This is a genomic window from Candidatus Nitrosopumilus sp. bin_7KS, from assembly GCF_054095835.1.
On the sequence record NZ_JBSWSO010000002.1, the window covers coordinates 331,337 to 352,219 of the forward strand.

At 30.8% G+C, this 20,883-nt stretch carries 23 protein-coding genes and 1 tRNA gene; 12 read left to right on the forward strand and 12 right to left on the reverse strand.

Annotation, left to right across the window (positions count from 1 at the left end; genetic code table 11):
• Positions 1-13 precede the first annotated feature (13 nt).
• Positions 14-1,180 carry a methionine adenosyltransferase gene (metK, locus tag ACW9W4_RS02295; RefSeq protein ID WP_457760906.1) on the forward strand — a complete coding sequence of 389 codons (1,167 nt, stop codon included), beginning with the start codon at positions 14-16 and terminating at the stop codon, positions 1,178-1,180.
• Here metK and ACW9W4_RS02300 read toward each other — a convergent pair.
• Entirely contained in the window at positions 1,157-2,026 is an 870-nt protein-coding gene (locus ACW9W4_RS02300) for an SDR family oxidoreductase (RefSeq protein ID WP_457760907.1), read from the reverse strand. The genes metK and ACW9W4_RS02300 overlap by 24 nt on opposite strands.
• A 79-nt stretch (positions 2,027-2,105) precedes the next feature.
• On the opposite strand from ACW9W4_RS02300, the gene ACW9W4_RS02305 reads away from it, so the two are divergent.
• The 4 genes from ACW9W4_RS02305 to ACW9W4_RS02320 are packed head-to-tail and all read left to right on the forward strand — an operon-like array spanning position 2,106 to position 5,673.
• The gene (locus ACW9W4_RS02305; protein ID WP_457760908.1) at positions 2,106-3,209 is read left to right on the forward strand and encodes a cobalt-precorrin-5B (C(1))-methyltransferase; all 1,104 of its coding nucleotides are present in this window, start codon (positions 2,106-2,108) and stop codon (positions 3,207-3,209) included.
• Positions 3,210-3,240: 31 nt separating this feature from the next.
• Entirely contained in the window at positions 3,241-4,293 is a 1,053-nt protein-coding gene (locus ACW9W4_RS02310) for a cobalt-precorrin 5A hydrolase (protein ID WP_457760909.1), read from the forward strand.
• Positions 4,290-5,042, forward strand: a complete 753-nt coding sequence (locus ACW9W4_RS02315; RefSeq protein ID WP_457760910.1) for a sirohydrochlorin chelatase — start codon at positions 4,290-4,292, stop codon at positions 5,040-5,042. The genes ACW9W4_RS02310 and ACW9W4_RS02315 overlap by 4 nt, the downstream gene beginning before the upstream one ends.
• Positions 5,032-5,673, forward strand: coding sequence for a precorrin-8X methylmutase (locus tag ACW9W4_RS02320; RefSeq protein WP_457760911.1), 642 nt, complete (start codon positions 5,032-5,034; stop codon positions 5,671-5,673). Before ACW9W4_RS02315 ends, ACW9W4_RS02320 begins: the two co-directional genes overlap by 11 nt.
• Here the strand turns inward: ACW9W4_RS02320 and ACW9W4_RS02325 are convergent.
• Positions 5,662-7,017 (reverse strand): cobyrinate a,c-diamide synthase, encoded by a 1,356-nt coding sequence (locus ACW9W4_RS02325; protein ID WP_457760912.1) that lies wholly within the window; start codon positions 7,015-7,017, stop codon positions 5,662-5,664. The two genes, ACW9W4_RS02320 and ACW9W4_RS02325, sit on opposite strands and share 12 nt — an antisense overlap.
• A gap of 86 nt (positions 7,018-7,103) precedes the next feature.
• Here ACW9W4_RS02325 and cobO point away from each other — a divergent pair, with 86 nt between their 5' ends.
• The 3 genes from cobO to ACW9W4_RS02340 are packed head-to-tail and all read left to right on the forward strand — an operon-like array spanning position 7,104 to position 8,633.
• Positions 7,104-7,637 (forward strand): cob(I)yrinic acid a,c-diamide adenosyltransferase, encoded by a 534-nt coding sequence (cobO, locus tag ACW9W4_RS02330; RefSeq protein WP_457760913.1) that lies wholly within the window; start codon positions 7,104-7,106, stop codon positions 7,635-7,637.
• A 41-nt stretch (positions 7,638-7,678) separates the two neighbouring features.
• Positions 7,679-8,476, forward strand: coding sequence for a translation initiation factor IF-2 subunit alpha (locus tag ACW9W4_RS02335; protein WP_179362826.1), 798 nt, complete (start codon positions 7,679-7,681; stop codon positions 8,474-8,476).
• A 1-nt stretch (position 8,477) separates the two neighbouring features.
• Positions 8,478-8,633: an RNA-protein complex protein Nop10 gene (locus tag ACW9W4_RS02340; protein WP_457760914.1), complete on the forward strand. Its 156-nt coding sequence runs from the start codon at positions 8,478-8,480 to the stop codon at positions 8,631-8,633.
• Positions 8,634-8,815: 182 nt separating this feature from the next.
• Here the strand turns inward: ACW9W4_RS02340 and ACW9W4_RS02345 are convergent, their stop codons facing one another.
• From ACW9W4_RS02345 to ACW9W4_RS02360, 4 genes are read right to left on the reverse strand one after another with little or no spacing between them, the layout of a single operon-like run.
• Positions 8,816-9,268: a YbhB/YbcL family Raf kinase inhibitor-like protein gene (locus tag ACW9W4_RS02345; RefSeq protein WP_457760915.1), complete on the reverse strand. Its 453-nt coding sequence runs from the start codon at positions 9,266-9,268 to the stop codon at positions 8,816-8,818.
• Positions 9,269-9,303: 35 nt separating this feature from the next.
• Positions 9,304-9,672: a PIN domain-containing protein gene (locus ACW9W4_RS02350; RefSeq protein ID WP_457760916.1), complete on the reverse strand. Its 369-nt coding sequence runs from the start codon at positions 9,670-9,672 to the stop codon at positions 9,304-9,306.
• On the reverse strand, positions 9,665-10,927 hold the full coding sequence (locus ACW9W4_RS02355; protein ID WP_457760917.1) for a translation initiation factor IF-2 subunit gamma: 1,263 nt from the start codon (positions 10,925-10,927) through the stop codon (positions 9,665-9,667). The genes ACW9W4_RS02350 and ACW9W4_RS02355 overlap by 8 nt, the downstream gene beginning before the upstream one ends.
• Before the next feature lie 31 nt (positions 10,928-10,958).
• Positions 10,959-11,360 carry a S6e family ribosomal protein gene (locus ACW9W4_RS02360; protein ID WP_457760918.1) on the reverse strand — a complete coding sequence of 134 codons (402 nt, stop codon included), beginning with the start codon at positions 11,358-11,360 and terminating at the stop codon, positions 10,959-10,961.
• A 73-nt stretch (positions 11,361-11,433) separates the two neighbouring features.
• On the opposite strand from ACW9W4_RS02360, the gene ACW9W4_RS02365 reads away from it, so the two are divergent.
• Positions 11,434-11,556, forward strand: coding sequence for a hypothetical protein (locus ACW9W4_RS02365; protein ID WP_457760919.1), 123 nt, complete (start codon positions 11,434-11,436; stop codon positions 11,554-11,556).
• On the opposite strand, the gene ACW9W4_RS02370 is transcribed toward ACW9W4_RS02365, so the two are convergent.
• The gene (locus tag ACW9W4_RS02370; protein ID WP_457760920.1) at positions 11,557-11,730 is read right to left on the reverse strand and encodes a zinc-domain-containing protein; all 174 of its coding nucleotides are present in this window, start codon (positions 11,728-11,730) and stop codon (positions 11,557-11,559) included.
• A 52-nt stretch (positions 11,731-11,782) separates the two neighbouring features.
• Between ACW9W4_RS02370 and ACW9W4_RS02375 the strand changes: the two genes are divergently transcribed.
• Positions 11,783-11,856, forward strand: a tRNA-Gly gene (locus ACW9W4_RS02375).
• On the opposite strand, the gene ACW9W4_RS02380 is transcribed toward ACW9W4_RS02375, so the two are convergent.
• Genes ACW9W4_RS02380 through ACW9W4_RS02400 form a run of 5 tightly spaced genes read right to left on the reverse strand, consistent with a single transcriptional unit; the run spans position 11,857 to position 18,449 of the window.
• The gene (locus ACW9W4_RS02380; protein ID WP_457760921.1) at positions 11,857-12,819 is read right to left on the reverse strand and encodes a tetratricopeptide repeat protein; all 963 of its coding nucleotides are present in this window, start codon (positions 12,817-12,819) and stop codon (positions 11,857-11,859) included.
• A 34-nt stretch (positions 12,820-12,853) separates the two neighbouring features.
• Entirely contained in the window at positions 12,854-13,396 is a 543-nt protein-coding gene (locus tag ACW9W4_RS02385; RefSeq protein ID WP_457760922.1) for a type 1 glutamine amidotransferase, read from the reverse strand.
• Positions 13,397-16,255 carry a UPF0182 family protein gene (locus ACW9W4_RS02390; protein WP_457760923.1) on the reverse strand — a complete coding sequence of 953 codons (2,859 nt, stop codon included), beginning with the start codon at positions 16,253-16,255 and terminating at the stop codon, positions 13,397-13,399.
• Positions 16,256-16,302: 47 nt separating this feature from the next.
• Positions 16,303-17,424, reverse strand: a complete 1,122-nt coding sequence (locus ACW9W4_RS02395) for a DNA primase small subunit domain-containing protein (RefSeq protein ID WP_457760924.1) — start codon at positions 17,422-17,424, stop codon at positions 16,303-16,305.
• A complete protein-coding gene (locus ACW9W4_RS02400; RefSeq protein ID WP_457760925.1) occupies positions 17,424-18,449 on the reverse strand; it encodes a DNA primase in 1,026 nt (341 codons plus the stop codon). The genes ACW9W4_RS02395 and ACW9W4_RS02400 overlap by 1 nt, the downstream gene beginning before the upstream one ends.
• Positions 18,450-18,533: 84 nt before the next feature.
• On the opposite strand from ACW9W4_RS02400, the gene ACW9W4_RS02405 reads away from it, so the two are divergent.
• Both ACW9W4_RS02405 and glyS read left to right on the forward strand, forming a co-directional pair.
• Positions 18,534-19,373, forward strand: coding sequence for a deoxyribonuclease IV (locus tag ACW9W4_RS02405; RefSeq protein WP_457760926.1), 840 nt, complete (start codon positions 18,534-18,536; stop codon positions 19,371-19,373).
• Positions 19,374-19,404: 31 nt separating this feature from the next.
• Positions 19,405-20,862, forward strand: a complete 1,458-nt coding sequence (glyS, locus tag ACW9W4_RS02410) for a glycine--tRNA ligase (protein ID WP_457760927.1) — start codon at positions 19,405-19,407, stop codon at positions 20,860-20,862.
• Positions 20,863-20,883 lie beyond the last annotated feature (21 nt).

Genomic DNA, 20,883 nt, shown 5'->3' on the forward strand with positions numbered 1-20,883 from the left:
ATAGTGAAGTTTTATGACCAATAGTTTTCTATTTACATCTGAATCAGTAACCGAAGGACATCCAGACAAAATATGTGATAATATTTCTGATGCATTTTTAGATGAATATCTTAAACAAGATCCTAATTCCAGAGTTGCAGTTGAAACAATGGTTACAACTGATTATGTAGTAGTGTCAGGGGAAGTTACATCAAAAGCAGAATTTGATAAAAAAGCTCAAGAAGAATTAGTTAGGAAAACAATCAGAGAGATCGGTTATGATAACAAAGATTTGATGTTTGATGGTGATAGTTGTAAAGTTGAGTTAAAACTACATTCACAAAGTCCAGATATCAGTCAAGGTGTTACAGCAACTGAAGAAAAAGAACAAGGTGCAGGAGATCAAGGTTTGATGTTCGGTTATGCGTCAAATGAAACTAAAGAATTAATGCCTATGCCAATTTTACTAGCACATAAACTTATTCAAAAATTATCACAAGTTAGAAGAGATGGTACTTTACCATGGGTTAGACCTGATGGTAAATCACAAGTATCTGTGAGATATGAAGATAACAAACCTACAAAAATTGAAACAGTCGTTATTTCAACACAGCATGCTCCAGAAGTTTCTCAAGAGGAAATATCAAGAGAAATTATTGATAAAGTAATCAAGCCAGTTTTAGGAAATCTTTGGAATGAAGAAGTTAAAACTCACATTAATCCAACAGGAAAATTTGTAATTGGTGGTCCACATGGAGATGCAGGATTGACTGGAAGAAAAATAATTGTTGATAGTTATGGTGGATTTGGAAGACATGGTGGTGGAGCTTTCTCAGGAAAGGATCCGTCTAAAGTAGATAGATCTGCATGTTACATGTGTAGATATATTGCAAAAAATCTTGTAGCTGCAGGATTAGCAGATAGATGTGAAGTTCAATTAGCGTATGCAATAGGGGTTGCAGAACCAGTATCACTTTATGTTAATACATTTGGAACAAATAAAATTCCTGAAAGTAAAATTGAGGAATTAGTTAGAAATAATTTCGATATGAAACCATCTGGAATCATATCTCAATTAGATTTGAAAAGACCTATTTACAAAAAAACTGCTGCTTATGGTCATTTTGGAAGAAATGAACCAGAATTTACTTGGGAAAAAACCGATAAATCTGAAACATTAAAGCAATCTGCTGGATTGTAGTAATTTCAATACTGATTTAAATTCAATTTTAGATATTTTAGATAATCTCTTGTGATTTCCTTTAAAATTACCAATTAGAATATTGAGATCATCAATTCCAAAATCAAATTTTGAATTAATTATTGCATTATGATATGCCTCTTCAAGTTTAATTTTTCTAATTTTTGTTTTAGTTCCTTTAGAAAAGAGTTTAACATATTTTTCAAAAGTTACATAATCAGGCCCCACAAGATCAATAATTTTATTATTAAATTTTAATTCTAATACTGATTCAAAAATAACTTTTACAACATCAGAGATATGGATAGGTTGAATTGAATAGTTCCCAGAGCCAGGAATTATAATTTCTCCAGATTTAATTTGTTTTTTCAAATTTCTTGAAAACAAATCATCTTTTCCAATAATATATGAAGGTCTAAAAATTGTATAATCTAAACCAGAATTGATAATTTGTTTTTCTGCATTATATTTTGAAATAAAGTAACCTAATGATGTGCTTGATGAAACTCCCAAACCACTTAAAAAAATAATTTTTTTTATTTTAGATTTTTTACTTAAATTTACAATATGTTTTGTTAATTCAGTATTTATCATATCATAATCAGTGTTTACAGATTGTTTTCCTATTCCAACAAGATGAATTAATGCATCTGAATTTTGTATTTTTTTAATGAGATCTTTTACTTCATAATTTTTTGAAATAATTTTAGTTTCACATTTATAATTCTTAAAGTCATTTCTAGATATTGAAATTAATTCAAGATTTTTTTCTGATAAATATTTTCGAAGGTTTTTTGCAATAAATCCACTAGCTCCAGTTACAACAATCTTCAGAGGTTTAACCATAATAGAACCAAGTTTGTTTTAATTTTAAATCTATTTGAATAATTTTTAAAAATTAAGAAATAAGAGTTAATACCATAAAATGAATACAACTAATGTGGAAGAAGAAAAGACAAAATTAAAGACAGGTTATACTACAGGAAGTTGTGCAACTGCTGCATCAAAAGCTGCATTATTATCAATAATTAATCAAAAAAAAATTGAGAATATAGATATTTTATTACCAAAAAAATCCTATATTCAAATTCCAATTGATTCATGTGAATTTGAGTCTGACAAAGCAAAATGTATTGTAATTAAAAATGGAGGGGATGATCCTGATGTTACTCATGGAGCAGAAATTATTGTAGAGTTGTCTTTTACTGAAAAAATTAATGAAATTGAGATTGATGGTGGAAATGGAGTTGGCATAGTAACTAAACCAGGATTAGGTTTGGAAATTAACAAACCTGCAATAAACCCAGTTCCTAAAAAAATGATTACTGAAAATCTAAGAGAAGTAGGAAAAGAAATTCTCTCAGAGAAAGGAATTAGAGTAGTTATTTCAGTACCTAAAGGAAAAGAGTTAGGACCAAAAACGGACAATCCAAGATTAGGAATTATAAACGGAATTTCAATTTTAGGAACTAGTGGGATTGTAATTCCATTTTCTACAGCAGCTTATGCAGCATCAATTAGACAAAATTTGGATGTAGCTATTGCAGCAGGAAATAACACAGTAGTACTTACAACTGGTGGAAGAAGTGAAGATTTTGCAAAAAAAATAGTAGATTTACCAGTACATTGTTTTGTACAGATAGGTGATTTTTCAGGATATGCAATTCAACAATGTGGTAGAAAAGATATCAAAAGAGCGTATGTTGTAGGTTTTATTGGAAAGCTGGCAAAAATGGCAGCAGGGGTAAAACAAACTCATGTTAAAGGATCTAAAGTGAATATGAGTTTCCTAGCTGAATTAGCTCAAAAATGCAACGCTAATCAAAATGTAATACAAGAGATAAAAAAAGCAAATACAGCAAGACATGTTTCAGAAATTATTCAAGAAAATAAGATTGTAGGATTTTTTGACTTGATTTGTGGTGAGACGTATAAACATATGAGAAAACATTCTGAAGAAAACGTTCCAATTGATGTAATATTGTTTGATTTTGAAGGAAATATTTTAGCTAGAAAATCTGAACAGTAAGGTATTTTATTAAAGTTGGAAGATTTTGATTATGGAAAAAACTACTGTTCTTGCTATTACTAAAAACGGAGTAAAAATTGGAGAAAATTTGAAACAGTTATTTCCTGATTGGGATGTATTTGCTCCATCAAAATTAACAACTGATGCAATAGGAATAATATGGTACTCTGAGCCTACAACTGAGAAAATCGTTGAACTTTTTAAAAATAATAATGCATTAATCTGTATTTTTTCATTAGGGGCAGTAATTAGATTAATTGCTCCATATTTGAAAGATAAAAAAACAGATCCTGCAGTGATTGTGATTGACGATAAAACAAATTTTGTAATCAGTGTTTTATCTGGACATATAGGTGGAGCCAATGAACTTACTGAAGAAATTGCAGAAAAATTGGGAGCTTTACCTGTAATTACCACAGCAGCTGATGTAAACAAAACAATTGCAGTAGATCTTGTGGGAAGGGAATTTAATTGGAAAATAGATGATGATTCAACTGTAACTAAAATTAGTGCTCATATGGTAAATGAAGAACCAATAGGAGTATTTCAGGAAACTGGAGAAAAAAATTGGTGTAAAAAATTACCAAAAAATGTTACAATTTATGAAAATATTGAAGGATTAAAAAAATCAAATTCTAAAGCGCATTTAATAATTTCTGATAAAACTATTGACGATGATATATCAAAGGAATCTGTGATATATCGTCCACCAAGCTTAGTAATTGGAATTGGATTGCATTGGGATACTTCAAAAGAAACAATCAGGGAAGGTATTGAGTTTTGTTTAGAAAAATTCAAACTAAGTTCAAAATCAATTGCAAAATTAGTATCAATAAAAAAACCAGAGGATGTAAAAGGATTAATTGATCTTGGAATAGAAATGGGAATTCAAGTAGAGTATGTAAATAGAGAAGATTTAGCAGAGATTTCTGCTCCAAATCCTTCTGAAACTGTAAAAGCATTTGAAGGAACTGCAAGTGTATCTGAAGCTGCTGCCATCAAAGTATCAAATGGGAAATTGATAGTAGAAAAGCAGAAATTCCCACCAAATTTGACTATAGCTATAGCGAGGATTATGAATTGAAACGAGGGTTATTACTTATTGATAGAGGTAGTAGAGAAAGAGAAGCATCTGAAGAATTAGATGTAATTTGTAAGGGAATAAAAGCAAAAGGAGACTATGTTTTTACAGATTATTGTTTTCTAGAGGTAGAACCACCATATATTGAGGATGTAATTCCTAAATCTCTGAAACAAGATATTGATTCTTTAACCATAGTTCCTTACTTTTTGTATCCCGGTAGAAAAGTGAAAATTGCAGTTACTGAAGTAATGAAATATCAAAAAGATACCAAAGTAAAATTTGTAGTTACAAAACAAATGAGTATGCACAAAACTATGTCGGATATTGTAGAAAGTAGAATAGCTGCAACATTAAAAGAAAACAAAATTTCTCTTCCAAATAGTGAAGTAGATGTAATGATTATTGGACATGGAAGTAAAGATCCTAATGCACAAAGATCATTAGATTACATTTTAAATGAATTAAAAAATCATTACAGAAATGTTAGTAGATGCTGGCTAGAAATAGAACAACCAGATATTTTTGAGGGAATTAAAAAATGTGAAAAAGATAATCCTAAAGTTTTGATAATTGTTTTTTATTTTCTTCATGAAGGAGCACATGTAAAAACTGACATTAATAATGATTTGATTCCAGCACTTGAAAAATCCACTATAGAAAAATCATACATTACTAAACATATTGGAACGGATCAAAAAATGATAGATTTAATTTTAGAGAGAGCAAAAGAGGTAGAAGATGCAAACTAAGAAAGGTCAATCAATCGAAGATGCAAGTATGCAAATGATTGAGAACGAGATAGGATCACATAATTTTAGTGAAAAAGAATGGCCTATTGTTAGAAGAATAATTCATTCAACAGCAGATTTTGATTTTGCAAATAAAAATAAATTAATTTTTCATAAAGATGCAATTGCAAGTGGAATGGAAGCTTTGAAAAATGGATGTAGTATAGTAGTTGATGTTAACGGAGTAATTGGAGGAATGAATAAACAAAATCCAAAAGATTTTGGAAATAATATAATTTGTAATATTTCAAAACCAGAAATAATGGAATTGGCTAAAAAAGAAGGTAAAACTCGATCCCAAGTATCCATGAGAGTTGCTGCGTCAGATATTGATGGAGGAGTTGTAGCGATAGGAAATGCCCCAACTGCACTTCAAGAAGTAATTCAGATGGTCAAAGAAGGCATAGTAAAACCAGCTTTAATCATTGGGATTCCAGTAGGATTCATCTGTGCTGCAGAATCAAAAGAAGAGTTATCAAAGTTAGAGGAGGCACCATTTATCACCAATATCGGTAGAAAAGGGGGAAGTTCTTCAGTCTCTGCTACAATTAATGCAATTTTCAAATTAATGAGAGCAGAATCATCTCTTTGAAGATTTTATACAATTTTTAACAAAAATTTCTGCATAGTTTGAGCTATCAAAGTAAAGATGACCGTAAGATGCCAATGTGTTATCTTGAATTAATCCATCCTGATGTTTCTTTATTCCATCACCTATTTCTAAAATATAAGCAAATTTTGAATCAGATGAAACTGAATCTAAATGTGAATAATGAAATTCATGTCCATGAAAATTATGTAGTTTTTCAGATATTGGGGTTTTAGAAATTATCTTACCTTTTGTGTAATTTAGTCTCATTTTTTTTGTCATTTTAGTTTCAGCATCAAATAGGCCAATCATTTTGTATTTTTTATTTTCAGATAAAATAGATTTTGTCAAATACATTAATCCACCGCATTCAGCATAAATGGGAAGATTATCTTCAGATAACTTCTTTATTGATTTTTTCATAACTTGATTTTTTTCCAGAGCATTTCCTAAAACCTCTGGAAAGCCACCACCAATGTAAAGACCATCACACTTTGGAATCTTTTTGTCTTTTACAGGACTAAAAAATTTTAGATTAGCACCTTCACGACGTAATGCTTCTAAATTATCTTGATAATAGAAATTAAATGAAGTGTCAAGTGCAACTGCAATGGTAGTTACAGATTTTTTAGATATTGGTTTAGATTTTTTAGTAAAATCAGATGAATTTTTTGCAATTTTTATTATTTGATTAATATCAATATTTTCTGAAATAATTTTAGAGATTTTCTTAATTTGTTTTTTAAGAATATTATTTTCTAAGGTTGAAATTAATCCAAGATGTCTTGATGGCATATTTAGTAAAGGATTTTTTGGAATCACGCCAATTATTGGAATTTTAGTTTTTTCTAGAGCACTTCTACATAGTAGTTCATGTTTTTTACTACCTATTTTGTTTAAAATAATGCCAACAATACGAGAATTTCTATGAAATTTTATGAATCCAAGTGCAGTTGCGGCAATAGAACGAGAAGTTTTACTTGCATCTAAAACTAGCAGTACGGGGGATTTTGTTAATGATGCCACGTGATGTGTACTAGCATAATTTGAATCTCCACCAAATCCATCATAAAATCCCATCACACCTTCAATTACAGATATGTTAGATTTTGAATTTGAAGTAAAACTATTCAGTAATTGATTTTCACCCATAAGCCATGCATCCAAATTGTATGTTTTATTTTTTGAAATACTAGATAGATAACTGGGATCAATATAGTCAGGTCCAACCTTAAATGGCTGAACAGAAAAACCATGTTTTTGTAATCCATAAATTATTGAACATGTTATCGATGTCTTTCCAACCCCACTAGTAGCACCTGCAATTACAATTCTAGGAATTCTCAATTTGCATGACTAGGATGATTTTTTATTTAAATTGATAGATTATAGATATCCTCAATGTTTTTAGTAAGATCCATTGAATAGAAATTATGGAAAATGATGGTTTAACCATAGTATACACTGGAAAAGGTAAAGGAAAAACAACTGCAGCTTTAGGAATTGCTTTGCGTGCAACTGGATATGCAAAGAAAACGTGTATGATTCAATTCATTAAAGGTTCATGGCATTATGGTGAAATGGATTCATCAAAGAGACTTGAACCGGAATTTGAAATGGTTGCAGTTGGTAAAGGATTTGTTGGAATAATTGATGATAAAAGTCCAAAAGAAGATCATGAAAAGGTGGCACAAGAAGCAATTAGAATTAGTAATGAAAAAATTCAATCAGGGAATTATGATATTGTAATTTTAGATGAGATAAACTATGCAGTAAATCTTAATTTAATTTCAGTTGATGATGTATTACAAATAATAAAATCAAAACCAAAAGGAGTAGATTTAGTATTAACAGGAAATTATGCTAAAGATGAAGTTATTGAAATTGCAGATCTTGTAACAGAGATGAGAGAGATAAAACATCCATTTCAACAAGGAATTAAAGCAAAAAAAGGCATTGATTTCTAGTCAGCAAACATTAATTTACGCATGAAGGAGTTTTAGAAGAAATGTCTACTGAAATCCAAGAAATGCCAGAACCAGGAGAAATTATTCTTGCAACCATTACCAAAGTGATGGATCATGGAGCATATGTCACACTAGATGAATATGATGACATTCAAGGATTTTTACACATATCAGAAATTGCTCCTGGATGGATAAGATCGGTAAGTAGATTTGTCAGAGATGGGGAGAAAAAAGTTCTTCTTGTAAAAAAAGTAAATGCTCAACGGGGCGATATAGATCTTTCATTAAAACAAGTTTCAAAAGACCAGAAAAAACAAAAGCTCAAAGAAGTCAAAAAATTTGAAAAAGGTAAAACTCTATTACAAAACGTTCAAGAAAAAGCCAAATTATCAGATGAGGAAGTTGAGAAATTAGAAGATAATATTTATTCAAAATTTGATTCAGTGTATGATGCTTTCATATTAATTGGAAGAAATGGAATTGAATCAGTCAAAGAACTAAAACTTGCAAAAAAAACTGCAACTGTAATTGAAGATATTTGTTCAAAAATTAAACTTCCATCAGTAGAAATTAGAGGAATTATGGAAATTACAAATAATCAGTCTAATGGTGTTGAAATAATTAAAAAAACATTATTAGATATTATTAAAAAAGATTCTACTATAGATATTACATATTTGGGTGCACCAAAATATAGACTCTCAATTACTTCAGAAGATTTCAAGTCAGCTGAAAAATTATTAAAACCAATAATAGAAGAAATTGAAACAAACATAGAAAAGAAAAAAGGTTCATTCAAATTTACAAGAGAAGATTCAAAGAAAACAAGAGAAAACTAAAATGAGATTTTTACTAAGAAAATGTTCAAAGTGTTATCATTATACATTAAAAGAAAAATGTACAAAGTGTAGTGAAGAAACAATTTCAGTACATCCAGCTAAATTTTCACCAGATGACAAATACATGAGATATAGATTAGCTGAGAGATACTCTTAATCTAAGATATTAGTTTGTAATCCTTGTTCACTTCATAAATAAAAACACCAATAATTAAAAAATGATTTAATTTTAAATCAAAATTACCTACAGAAACAAGTTTAGTATTTGCTTGTAAGTGATGTTTTTGAAAAAACTTTGTTTACTATTCTTAGTATAAAAAATCTTAAAAATTTTTTAAATTAAGGAGCAAATCTTCCCTGGAGTATAGTTTCTTCAATAATATGATTTTTCATAGATGATTCAATTTCTTGTTTAGTTGAACCTTTGATGACATCTAACTTTTGATCTAAAGCATATAATTTGAAAATATACGTGTGTTCTTTATCTGGAGGAGCAGGACCCCCATAACCAATTTCACCAAAGTCAGTTTGACCTTCACTACAATTTTCAGGTATAGAATTTTCTTTAAACTCACAATTTTTAGGATCTATATTCCATACAACCCAATGCACCCAAACTTTACCAACAGCTCCCATTGCATCAGGATCATCCATTATCAAAGCAAGAGATATTGTATTTTCAGGGATTTTATTTATTTTTAGAGGAGGACTAATGTTTCCATGTTTATAGCCATATTTTTTTGGAATAACTCCATCATTTTCAAATGCTTCACTCTCAAAACTCAATGTCATTGAAAATAATGATAATTACTCAATCTTAAATATTTCTAAGATTCTAAAATAATTTTGTTATTTGAAAAAGACATAATTGAACTTCCATTATTTTTAATCTGTTTTTTCAGTTCTTTATCCATTGTAGCTACAATTACTCTATTTTTTATAACATAATCAAGTAATTCCTTGTCTGCAAATGAGCCAAGTATTGGAATTATTTTTAAATTTTTAATATAATTTAAAGTTGATTGTACATCTTGTTTTTTTTCAGGATTTTTTTCTAATTCAAATAACTCATTTTTAACAACTTGAGGTACAACAAAACTAATTTGACCAATCTCAACATCAAGATTATCTAAATTTTTGATTCTGTTTGTGGCTAGATGAATTAAAAAACTTGTGTCACAGATTACTTCAACCAACTATTCCTGCACCAATAAGTCGCCATCTTTCAGAAATTCTTCTACTAATTGCTACATTGCCACCTTCAAATATACATGCAGGTCTTCTAAGTTCAATCTCAACATTCTTTGATTTTATTTTTTTAACTGTACCTAAAACGGGTGCAGTACCAATGTTAAGTCGAAGTAGTTCTCCTGATGAAATTGGTTGTACCTTAATATCTTCAGTAGCACCTACTGCAGAATCAAACAAGTTAACATCTAATTTTAACAGAGTTGAATTATCAGGAAGTGTTCCAGGTTTACCAATAACTGAACCAATAAAAGAATCACTTCTAGTCATTGAAGGATCTAGTTTTGTTCCTATTGCAACTAAACCGCCTGGCTTTACTGATTCTACAATACCAGCAGCAGTTCCTAGTGATGTGATTTCAGTAAGTAATGGTTCGTATGTCTTTTTCTTTTCATTCATAATTCCGGGTTTAATCTCAATTTCATCACCAATATTGAAAACTCCTTGAGTTAAACTTCCACCAATTACACCACCTTTGATATCTTTTAATTTTATTCCAGGTTTGTTTACATCAAAAGAACGTAAAACATGCATTACTGTATCTGCTTTTTCATCTCTATCTGGTGTTTTGATTGTTGATTCAATAGCGCCAATTAATGCATCAATGTTTAATCCAGATTGTGCAGAAATTGGAATTACTGGTGCTTTTGCAGCATAACTTCCTATAACAAAATTTGTAATTTCTTTATAATTATCAAGGGCCTCTTGGTAAGAAAGTAAATCAACTTTATTTTGAAGTACAACTATTTGCTGAATTCCAAGAGTTTGTAGTGCTAAGAGATGTTCTTTAGTTTGTGGTTTTGGTACTTTTTCATTTGCAGCAACTAAAAGTAATGCACCATCCATTAATGCCGAACCTGAAAGCATATTTGCCATCAAACTTTCGTGTCCAGGACTATCTACAAAACTTACAACTCTAGATAATTCACTTTCTTTTCCACAATTATTACATTTTGGAGTTGTAGAATATCCTAAAGGATCTTCACATTTTTTACATTTGTAAAATGCTGCATCAGAATAACCAACACGAATTGTAATTCCACGTTTTAATTCTTGACTATGAACACTGGTCCATGAGCCAGTTAAAGCTTGAATCAGAGTAGTTTTTCCATGATCTACATGACCTGCAGTACCAATGTTAACACATGGTTGATAACCATATTTTTTGATGTACCAATCAGGAAGAGTTTCTCTCCAATGCATGAGTCAAAAAGTAGTAGCGGTATATGTTAAGTTATTCTTTTTTATCTTTAGTTTTTTCTTCTGTTGCTTCTTCAACAGGAGCTTCAACTGGTAATTCTCCATCAAACTTACAATTTACTTGATAGATTTCTTCTGATACTGAATTTCCTCGCATTAGTTTTCTTTTTCGTTGTCCATATTCTGCATCTTGTAAACCAACACCTCTAGAAAGTAAAACTCTTTTTCTTGCTGCACCATGAATATCATTTCTCATTGGGACTCCAGATTTATCACTGCCTCCAGTGAGTTTTAATTTTCCAGTTAATCCTACAATAGAAGCATCAGTTTCATTTCCTAACTCTAACCCTAACAATGGATTAGCATCACTATCTTTGAGTTCTTTTGAAATTGATTTTCCTTTAATATCTGAGATTGTAAGTTTGAAGTTTGCCAATTATTCCGAAAAAAGTTGAACGACTAATTAACCTTTGGACATTATTTTTAAATTAAGATTTGTAATGATAGGCATGACAGAAGAGATCAGATGTCCTAGATGTGATAATAAAATGGTTGACATGCAAGCATGTCATATGTTTTGCCCAAATTGTGGAGCTCATTTAGATTGTTCTGATAAAGGGAATTATTGGTAATTAAATTCCAGGTCTATCTGGAATGTAATCAGATGACATGTTGATAGCCTGATCTTTCATAATTTCAAGATATGTATCATAATCTGCTTCAAAATTACAATGAGGGCATTTTACATTCGTTATATCATCATCTAATATTGCAACCTTTTCACATTCAGGGCATCTTGCATCCATATTTTGAGATAGCAATTAAGATATTTAATCATAATTGACGATATGGTTCTAGGCGGAGTTAGTTTAGTCTGGTATGACGTCAGCTTCCCAAGCTGAAGGGCGCGGGTTCAAATCCCGCACTCCGCATTATAATTCTCTAATTGCTTGTTCTATTATTCCTCTATCAGAAGCTTTAGGATAAAATTTCAAATAATTTTTGAGATCATCTTTTGCTTCAGAATTTTTGTTTTGTTTTTCCATAAGATAAGCACGGTTTTTGTATATTTTTGCAGAACGTTTTGGATTAATTTTGATTGCCTTGCTGTAGGAGCTTTCTGCTTTATCAAATTGACCGGTCTTAAGATAAAAATTTCCCATACCGTTATGGGTCAAATATGAGTTCTTGTTGATTTGCAAACATTTCTCATAATATTTTATACATTCTGAGGAATTTTGAGCGTTAAGCATTGCAGCAAATAGATTAAGCGCAGTAGAATTATTTGGATCAAGTTCTAAAGATTGTTTTAATGATTCAAGTGCTTCAGAACTATTTTTTAAAATATTTTGTTTTTCAGAAATAAGACATAATCTATTTGATTTGTTACTAGAGTCATTTTCTAGATTTATAGATGCAATTATGTCAGAAGGTGCTAAAATTAGCAATAATTTTCCTTCTTCAGACCACTCTTTTTCAAAAATATCTTGAGGAATTGCACCCTCTTGTTGTTCACCTTTTTGATTACCTTTCTGAATATAATGTAAAATTGTTTTTTCTTGTTTATCATATCCTGTAATTACAGAAGCATGTTGAGTTATTTCAGGAATTCCTGGAAGAATTACAATGGGTGGAATTCCCAAATCAATAATTTTTTTTAATTCAGAAAGTGATGAATGAATTATTTTGCATGTTAAACCATGTCTTTCTGCCATCTCTATTCCTTCAATCAAAATACTGCCATCAAATCCAGAATATTTTTTTGCAGATTCTATAGCTTCTGCCATAGGTAAATCAATATTCCAATATTTTGATACTACGTTAATTGGTAAAGGCAAACAGATATTTTCATCATCTACAAGTGGTAATAGTAATTCATGGTTTTCTTCTTCCACAAAATGAAGAAAATTTGAGAGTTATTAAAATCAATCAAAGAGAACAGAATTTTTCAATTAAATCATTACCATCAGGGCTCATTTCTGGATGAAATTGAGTTCCAAAAATTGGTCTTTCCTTATATTGAATTATTTCATTCTTACAATTCATTGATTTGGCAATTGAAACTAAAACACTAGGCAATTTAGAGATCTCATAACTATGACTTTCAAAAATATCAATAGTTTTATTGCAAATGAAATTTTTTTTGATAATTTCGATTGATTCTATTCCTTTTTGGGGGGTAGAAATTTTTCTAATTGTACCACCTAAAGTAAGTGCTAAAATTTCTGCACCATAACAAATTCCAAGTAATTTATTATTATTTTTAATACAATGTGAGATGATTTTAGAATTAATCTCGTTTATTTTTTTTTCATTTTTTTTTCGTCCTGAAAGAATGAAAGAGTCATAATTGAAAAGTGAATCTAATTCTAAACTTTGAGGAGAATGTTTTTCAAATAAAATATTTTTTTGGATTAAAAAATCAGTTAATTGTTTTGTGTAGATAGAACCGTTATCGACAACCAGAAGCAATTAGTTGCCAACCTCGATTGAGACATAATGAATCTCTGGAAGTCCATCTTTTACAAATACAGTTCCAATATTGAGGTCAGTATCTTCTTGCCACATGAAGACTCTGTCACTACGTGGTTTTACAAAGTCATCAATGAATTCTAACAAGAATTTTTCAGTATCTACACGATCACTTTCAGTAAAGAAGAATAATTCTCCTTCATTAAATGATAATGGGATTTGAATGGATGTGGGTTCTGATACAGAAATACCATTTGTTTCAAATACTGACTTTATGATATTAATTCTATCACTTCTAACTAATTCAACATAATTATCATTAGGGGTAGTTGTAGTTGATGCTACTCCGGAAACTTTCTTCAAATATGCTTCAAATGCTTTTTCTTGAGTTTCACCTAATCCAACGAAATATTCTCCGTTAAATGCAGCACCTACTGCTGCAATAGTTCCCAATTGAGCAACCACTCCACCTGCACCTGCGGTATATACAGGAATAAAGTAAACATCATGATCACCTACACGATATAAAATATTATCACCGATTCTTGGATTTCTCAATAAAGTCTTCAGTTGGGCAAATTCAGGATCTCTATCAAGGGCTTCTCGAACTGCTGTAGGACCAATTAATTTAGTTGTAGAATTTAATGGGACTTCATAGAATTGCAAGTCGCCTAATCTAGCAAGATCATTTTCTACTACCATATATCCTGCAAGATTTCTACCCTGTGATCCTCTTAATTCCAATGAAAGCAATCCTAAGAATTCTGTTTGTTTGAATCCAGGAGGTTTTGCTTCAACATAATATGTATCAAGGCCACGAGGAATTTCATAGAATTCATTTGCTTGAATAAATGTCTCAACATCAGTTACATGGTATATGTTATACATTTCAGTTTTCCAGTTGAATAATTCAACAGGATAACGTATCTGTTCTTCTAACCACGATGGTATTGGTTTGAATTGCTCTTTATACTGACTAGCAAACATGTCAGTAAAGAAATCATCTCCAGTTTTTAGTAATTGGATATCACCATTATAAGCATCAACAAGAGCATAACCTACTAAACGCAAGTATGGATTTCCTACAGACCAAGGAACATCACCTGTATCAAATCCAATAATTAATGGGATTAACCAATAGGAACTTTTTCCATCAGTTACAGGAAGAGAATCTAATTCTTTTCCAAATAAATCATACAAGAAATAAGGATATAGTATCTCCATTCTATCATGCACATCTTTGTATCTCATAATGTGAACTGATTCACCTGGAAATGATAACAAAAAGTTTGGCTCAAATATCCAACTCAAAGGTGGGGAAACATCCAATCCACCTGCACCTGAATAAGATACACCACCAAGTTCGGCACTGTTTTGAGCATCCCTTGAATTAGGATAAGCAGACCAGGTTTGCTCAAATAATCCACCCTCACCATAGTAAATTTCTCTTTGTTTAAAGAATTTACCACTGTCTACAATCTGTCCATTAGTTGCTTGTAAAGTAAGAAATCCATTAGGTGCGTGAGTGTATACTAGATGTTCGTTATACCATCTATTTTCAAGACTAACAGATGTTGGCAGAATTGGTTTCATTGAGGCTGTCCAGTACAAAGTATTGTTAAAACGAAGGATATCATTATCCTCAAAGTCTACGTATGGAATTAGACCTATCTCAGGCTTTAGTTTAGCAAAAGCTGCTTCCCAATCCCAAACTCGAATAACATCAAGAACGTCACTGTTTTGTTTTACATAATTTTTAATATTATTTGCAGAAACAGATGTCAATTGGACGTTGTGAGTATTTTCTTGAACATCATTTAATTCTCCTAGATAACGATTTACTCCAATTTGTTGAGCTGTATAAGGTCCTAAAAATTCAATCTTTTTTGCATCTGCAATACTGTTGTTTACTGAAACAACACCTGCTACAATAATTGCAATTGCAACAATAGTTAGAAATCTAACGTATACATCTCGTTTAAACATATGAGTTAGTACACGTGCTCTAATTCTATCAACTATTGAAAATGCAATTAATGCAAATCCTATGACAAGAGTACCTCCAATTACATATCTTGTATTATAGTCAATTTGATCTGTAAAAAATAGATTAATTCCTGCCCAAATTATACCAATTCCAATTATTCCCTCAATTGTTGAAACATAATTTAGATATCTTGGTTTTCCTTCGTTAGAATCTTGAAGATAAGATGTAACTACATTAATTATTCTATGAATTCCAACATACAAAAATAGACGAAGTCCAATTGCTGCAAGTAATGGTGGAATCAATATTACTAAAGCTGGAATCATCGGAACAACATTTTCTGCAGCATAGTTTGGATTATTGTCAGGAGTTACAAAAGGTAAAGTAAACAAGGAAGGTAAATTTTCAATTCCCAAAGAATTTCCATCAATAAATGACATTGCTGCAAATCCAAACATGATATTTGCAAAGAAAGCTCCGAAAAGCAGGATCTTTGTAATTTGCCAGATTACAAATTGTACTGATGATAATTTGTAATCTCTAAAACTTTTTAGAGAATTTGCGATTGGTTGTTGTCCTCCACTTCCTAAAAATCCAATTCCAGTGCTAATTGCATACCAGAAAATTGAAGATCTCCCCACAATGTTAACTCGAATAAGAGCAATGGCAGAAAGAATTATTGTTGAAACAAGTGTGTAATAGAGAGGTTTGGTAAATTGATCGCCAAATTCTGTAAAATTCATCGATAGAATAACTGCCTGATTTCCAACCATAGAGAAAATAACTATTCCAATAATTGCAACAATGCCCAATCTGATGTATTTTCCAGCATCAGGCGGTGGAGCTTGCTTATCAGTAGAGGCAGAATACAAAACTAAATTTTCTTAAGATTTGGTAAATTAATGTCTTACCAGCAAAATCAAGCTATTCTAGCAAGTTTTTTACAAATCATGTAAACTGCAGCATATGTAGGAATTGTTATTTTTTCATTATTGTATGGTCCAAATTTTTTGTTTTTTAATTTGAATTCAATTGGAGAATTTGCAAAAACTTCTACTGTATCATCACTAAGAAAAGATGCTTCAGTATAAGGATCAAAGTTTACTAAATCATCACATTGAATTTTTGTAAGTCCACTCTTACTATTGATAGATCCTGGTAATCTAAAAATTCTGTGTATATCCATAGTGACATTAGGATCAATTTTCACTCCAATGTTTTCTGAAACATCATCCAAAGTTTTTTGAAAAGAAGAATAACCGTTTGCAAGTAATTCTGTAATTATTTTTGAGCGTTTTGATTTAGAACCAAAAATATATTTTGAGAACCGACCTCGCCATCCCTTATCATCAAAGTTAGGAAGTGCAGCACGATCTTGTTTAAGTTTTCTAATTCCAAAAGTTTCAGGAATTGCTCCACGAAGAGAGATGTAATCAGTTAACTCTGATCTTTCTCTAGAACCAATTTGCTGAAATTGTGAATTATACACATAAACATGAAATCCCTCATTACCAGAAAAAAATACTTGAATGTTTTCTTTAGTAATAGCAAGATCATCAATTAGAACTTTAGATAATTTTTCAACTTCAATTTTTGAAGCATCAATACAATTTTTACATGGTAATGATTTTTTTTCTAACTTTGATGAATTACATTTTGAACATTGAGTTAAAGTTTTTGATACTTCATTACAATCATTACAAATTGATACTGTATGATTTTCTCTACAAGATAAATTAAGATCTTTTGCATCAATATCAAAAATTAGATCTGCCTCTTTCCAATCTTTTTCATTCATTGGTAAATTTGGAAATGTATAGTATGCATTAGAACAATAAACATCAGACGGAGTATTTTGCATAAGCATTAGATGCAGTTCTTTATCATCTTTAATTGGTATATGTCTAGTCATTCCTGAATTAAATTTCTGATAACCAAATTCTCTTTCAGATGTTCTTTCTGGAACTTTGATTAGATCAAAATGATTAAAATAGTATTTTTTAAAAGAATCTTCTAAAAATAATACATCCGCTTCTTGCATTATTTTTTCTTCCTTCCAAACTGTAAAGGGTTAATGATATTATCGCATTCAGGTATCGCAAAACACAAACTTTGAGTTTTTAGTTTCTCACATGATGGACAAGTGTATTGAGTTCCACTTCCTGAAGTTCCGGCTAAATGATTTAGCTGATACAGTGTAACACGTGGATTGTAATCAGGTGCATTTTTGAATAATGGTGCAATTTGTTGTACTGTCTGTCCTTTTGATAAAAGAAAGGTTGCAAGCATGAATCTTCCAGAATGTGGAAGGTTTTCACCTTTTTCTAAAATTTCAATTGCATGTTTTACACATGGAGGATATTCTCCAGTGGATACTGTGTATGTGGCAAATTTTTTTGATAATGAAACTAGTTTATTTACTGAATTTTCAAATCCAGGAATCATTGTGGGGGTTTTTGCATTAATTATTTTTGAATTGATGTATGTTCCCAATTCTTTTCTTATTAGTCTGACTGTCTCATGTGGTGAAAGATACACTTTGCCATTTTCTACATGTCTATTGATTAACTTCCATTCTCTTTCATGAAAATTAATAGAATGTTTGAGATAATCAGATACTGGGATAATAAAATAATCATTTGATTTTTCAACTTGTACTGAAAAAAGATCATCAATTACTCTAATTGCAAGTTGATTTTTTGATTCATCTGAAATGTTTGCAAGATCTTTTTCCAAATATTTTTCTGCTCGTCTTGCTTCAGCAAGAGCAAATCTTTTGATCAAAGTATGCATTCCACTTAATTTCAGTAGAACGATTGCTAAAAGAAATGAAAAAACTTCTCTAGGAAGTGCAGCTTCCTTTGAAACATGATCGCCATCTAGATCAGATTTGTATATTTTACCATCTGCTGCAACTAAAATTCTGTCATATGCCTTTTCAATTAGTTGTTTTAAATCAGGATCTGAACCAAATTGTTCAAGGGAAAATCCTTGATCTTTGAGATATTGACCTGCATCTGCTAGGAATGGATATTTTGCAATTTCATCTTGTCCAAGGGCTAGCATGATAGTAATTTACAGAGTATACTTAAAAATCTGATTTTTTGAATTTTGACGCTGGTTTAAATTATGTTTTAAGAAAATACACATATGCAGATAGGATGTCATGTTTCAATATCTGGATCCATTGATAAATCTGTAGATAATGCTGTTGAAAGAGAGTGCTCTGCATTTCAAATTTTTACAAGGAATCCAAGGGGATGGCACGCAAAAGAACTATCCAAAGAAGATATTGATAATTTTAAATCAAAACTAAAGGCAAGTAAGATTGATAGATTTGCAACATGTGCTCATATGCCATATTTACCAAATCTTGCAACACCAAAAGATGATGGATTTGAAAAATCTGTTAAAACATTAATTGATGAAACTGAAAGATGTGCACAATTAGGAATTCCATATTTAGTAACTCATCTTGGAAGTCATTTAGGTACTGGGGATGAAGCTGGAATTAAAAAATTGGTTAAAGGGTTAACTTTAGCTGGAAAAGCAAAAAATGATGTAATTATACTATTAGAAAATACTGCAGGACAAAAAAATTCTGTGGGTTCTGATTTTAAACAACTGGGAGAGATTTTCAAACAACTAAAACCTGCAAAAAAATTTGGTGTTTGTATAGATACTTGTCATGCATTTGTTGCAGGATATGATTTGAGAACAGAGAACGATGTAAAGAAAACTTTTTCAGAATTTGAAAAATATGTAGGAACTGATAATTTAAAAATTCTTCATCTAAATGATGCAAAAGGAGATCTTGGTTGCAATTTAGACAGACATTATCATTTAGGATTAGGTGGAATTGGAGAAAAAGGGATTTCAGCAGTTGTTAAATTTGCAAACAAGAAAAAAATTCCCATAATTTTAGAAACTCCCATTGATGATGATAGAGATGACTTTGAGAACGTCAGAGTTGCAAAGGGATTTGCGTAGAAATTTATTTCATGAGTGAATTGATGTTATAATGGACTATGAAGCAGTAATGAAACTAGCACTTGAGCGTGGATTTTACTTTCCTAGCTGTGAAATTTATGCAGATGCTCAGGCTGGATTTTGGGAATATGGTCCATCTGGAGTTAGTTTAAAAAACAAATTTCTAGAACTATGGAGAAGAGAACTAATCAGAAGAGATGGGATGCTTGAAATTGATGGCTCTCAGATAATGTCAAAATCAGTTTTTGAAGCATCTGGACATTTAGGAAATTTTGCTGATCCAATAATCAAATGTACAAAATGTAATGCAACATTTAGAGCAGACAGAACAATTGCTGAACTTACACAAATAGAAATTCCTGAAAGCGCAGACTTGGAAGAGTTTGACAATGCAATTTCACAAAACAACATCAAATGTCCAAAATGTAAAGGTGATTTTGATAAAACAAAGAATTTCAATATGATGTTTAAAGTTGGCATAGGTCCTGAAGAAGAAGAAGCTTATCTACGACCTGAAACATGTCAATCAATCTTTGTAGATTTTCCTAGATTATACAAAACCATGAGAGGAAAACTTCCTTTAGGAATTGCCCAAGTAGGAAAGAGTTTTAGAAATGAAATTGCACCAAGACAGAGTCTACTTCGTCTAAGGGAATTCTATCAGGCAGAAATTGAAGTATTTTGTAATCCAAATAATTTATCTGAGGTAGAAAAGTTTTCAGAGATTCAAGATGTTATTCTAAGAATACAAACAGATGGAGATCCTGTATCTATGACATGTAAAGAAGCTGTAAAATCAGGAGTTGTTCCTAACAAGCTTGTAGCATATTACTTGGGAATTTTAACTGAATTTTATGAAAAAACAGGAATCGATGTTACAAAAAGTAGATTCAGAAAACTAGGAGATAAAGAAAAGGCATTCTATGCAGAGGTTGCATTTGATTTTGAGGTAGAAACTACTATTGGTTGGCTAGAACTAGTTGCATGTAATTACAGATCTGACTATGACTTGACCAGTCATGCAACAAAGAGCAAGCAGAAATTTGAGATAATGGATGGCGATGACAAAGTTTTGCCCCATGTATTTGAAATCTCCATGGGAATTGACAGAAGTCTGTATACAATATTAGAGCACAGTCTCAAAGATGACAAAGAGCATGAAAGAATTGTATTGTCTCTAAAGCCATATCTTGCACCAATACATGTAGGAATTTTATCACTAGTAAAAAAAGATGGATTAAAAGAGAAAACTGATGAGATTTATCTTAAACTAAAAAGAAAATGTGATGTATTTTTAGATCATTCTGGTGCTATTGGAAGACGATACAGAAGACTAGATGAGATTGGTTCGCCTTTTGCAATTACTGTTGATCATCAAACTCTAAAAGATAACACAATAACAATTAGAAAAAGAGATTCCATGGAACAAAGTAGAATTAACATTTCAGAATTAGATTCTATTTTATTAGATTCAACTGCTTATCCTTGATAATATTTTTAAAAAATAGAT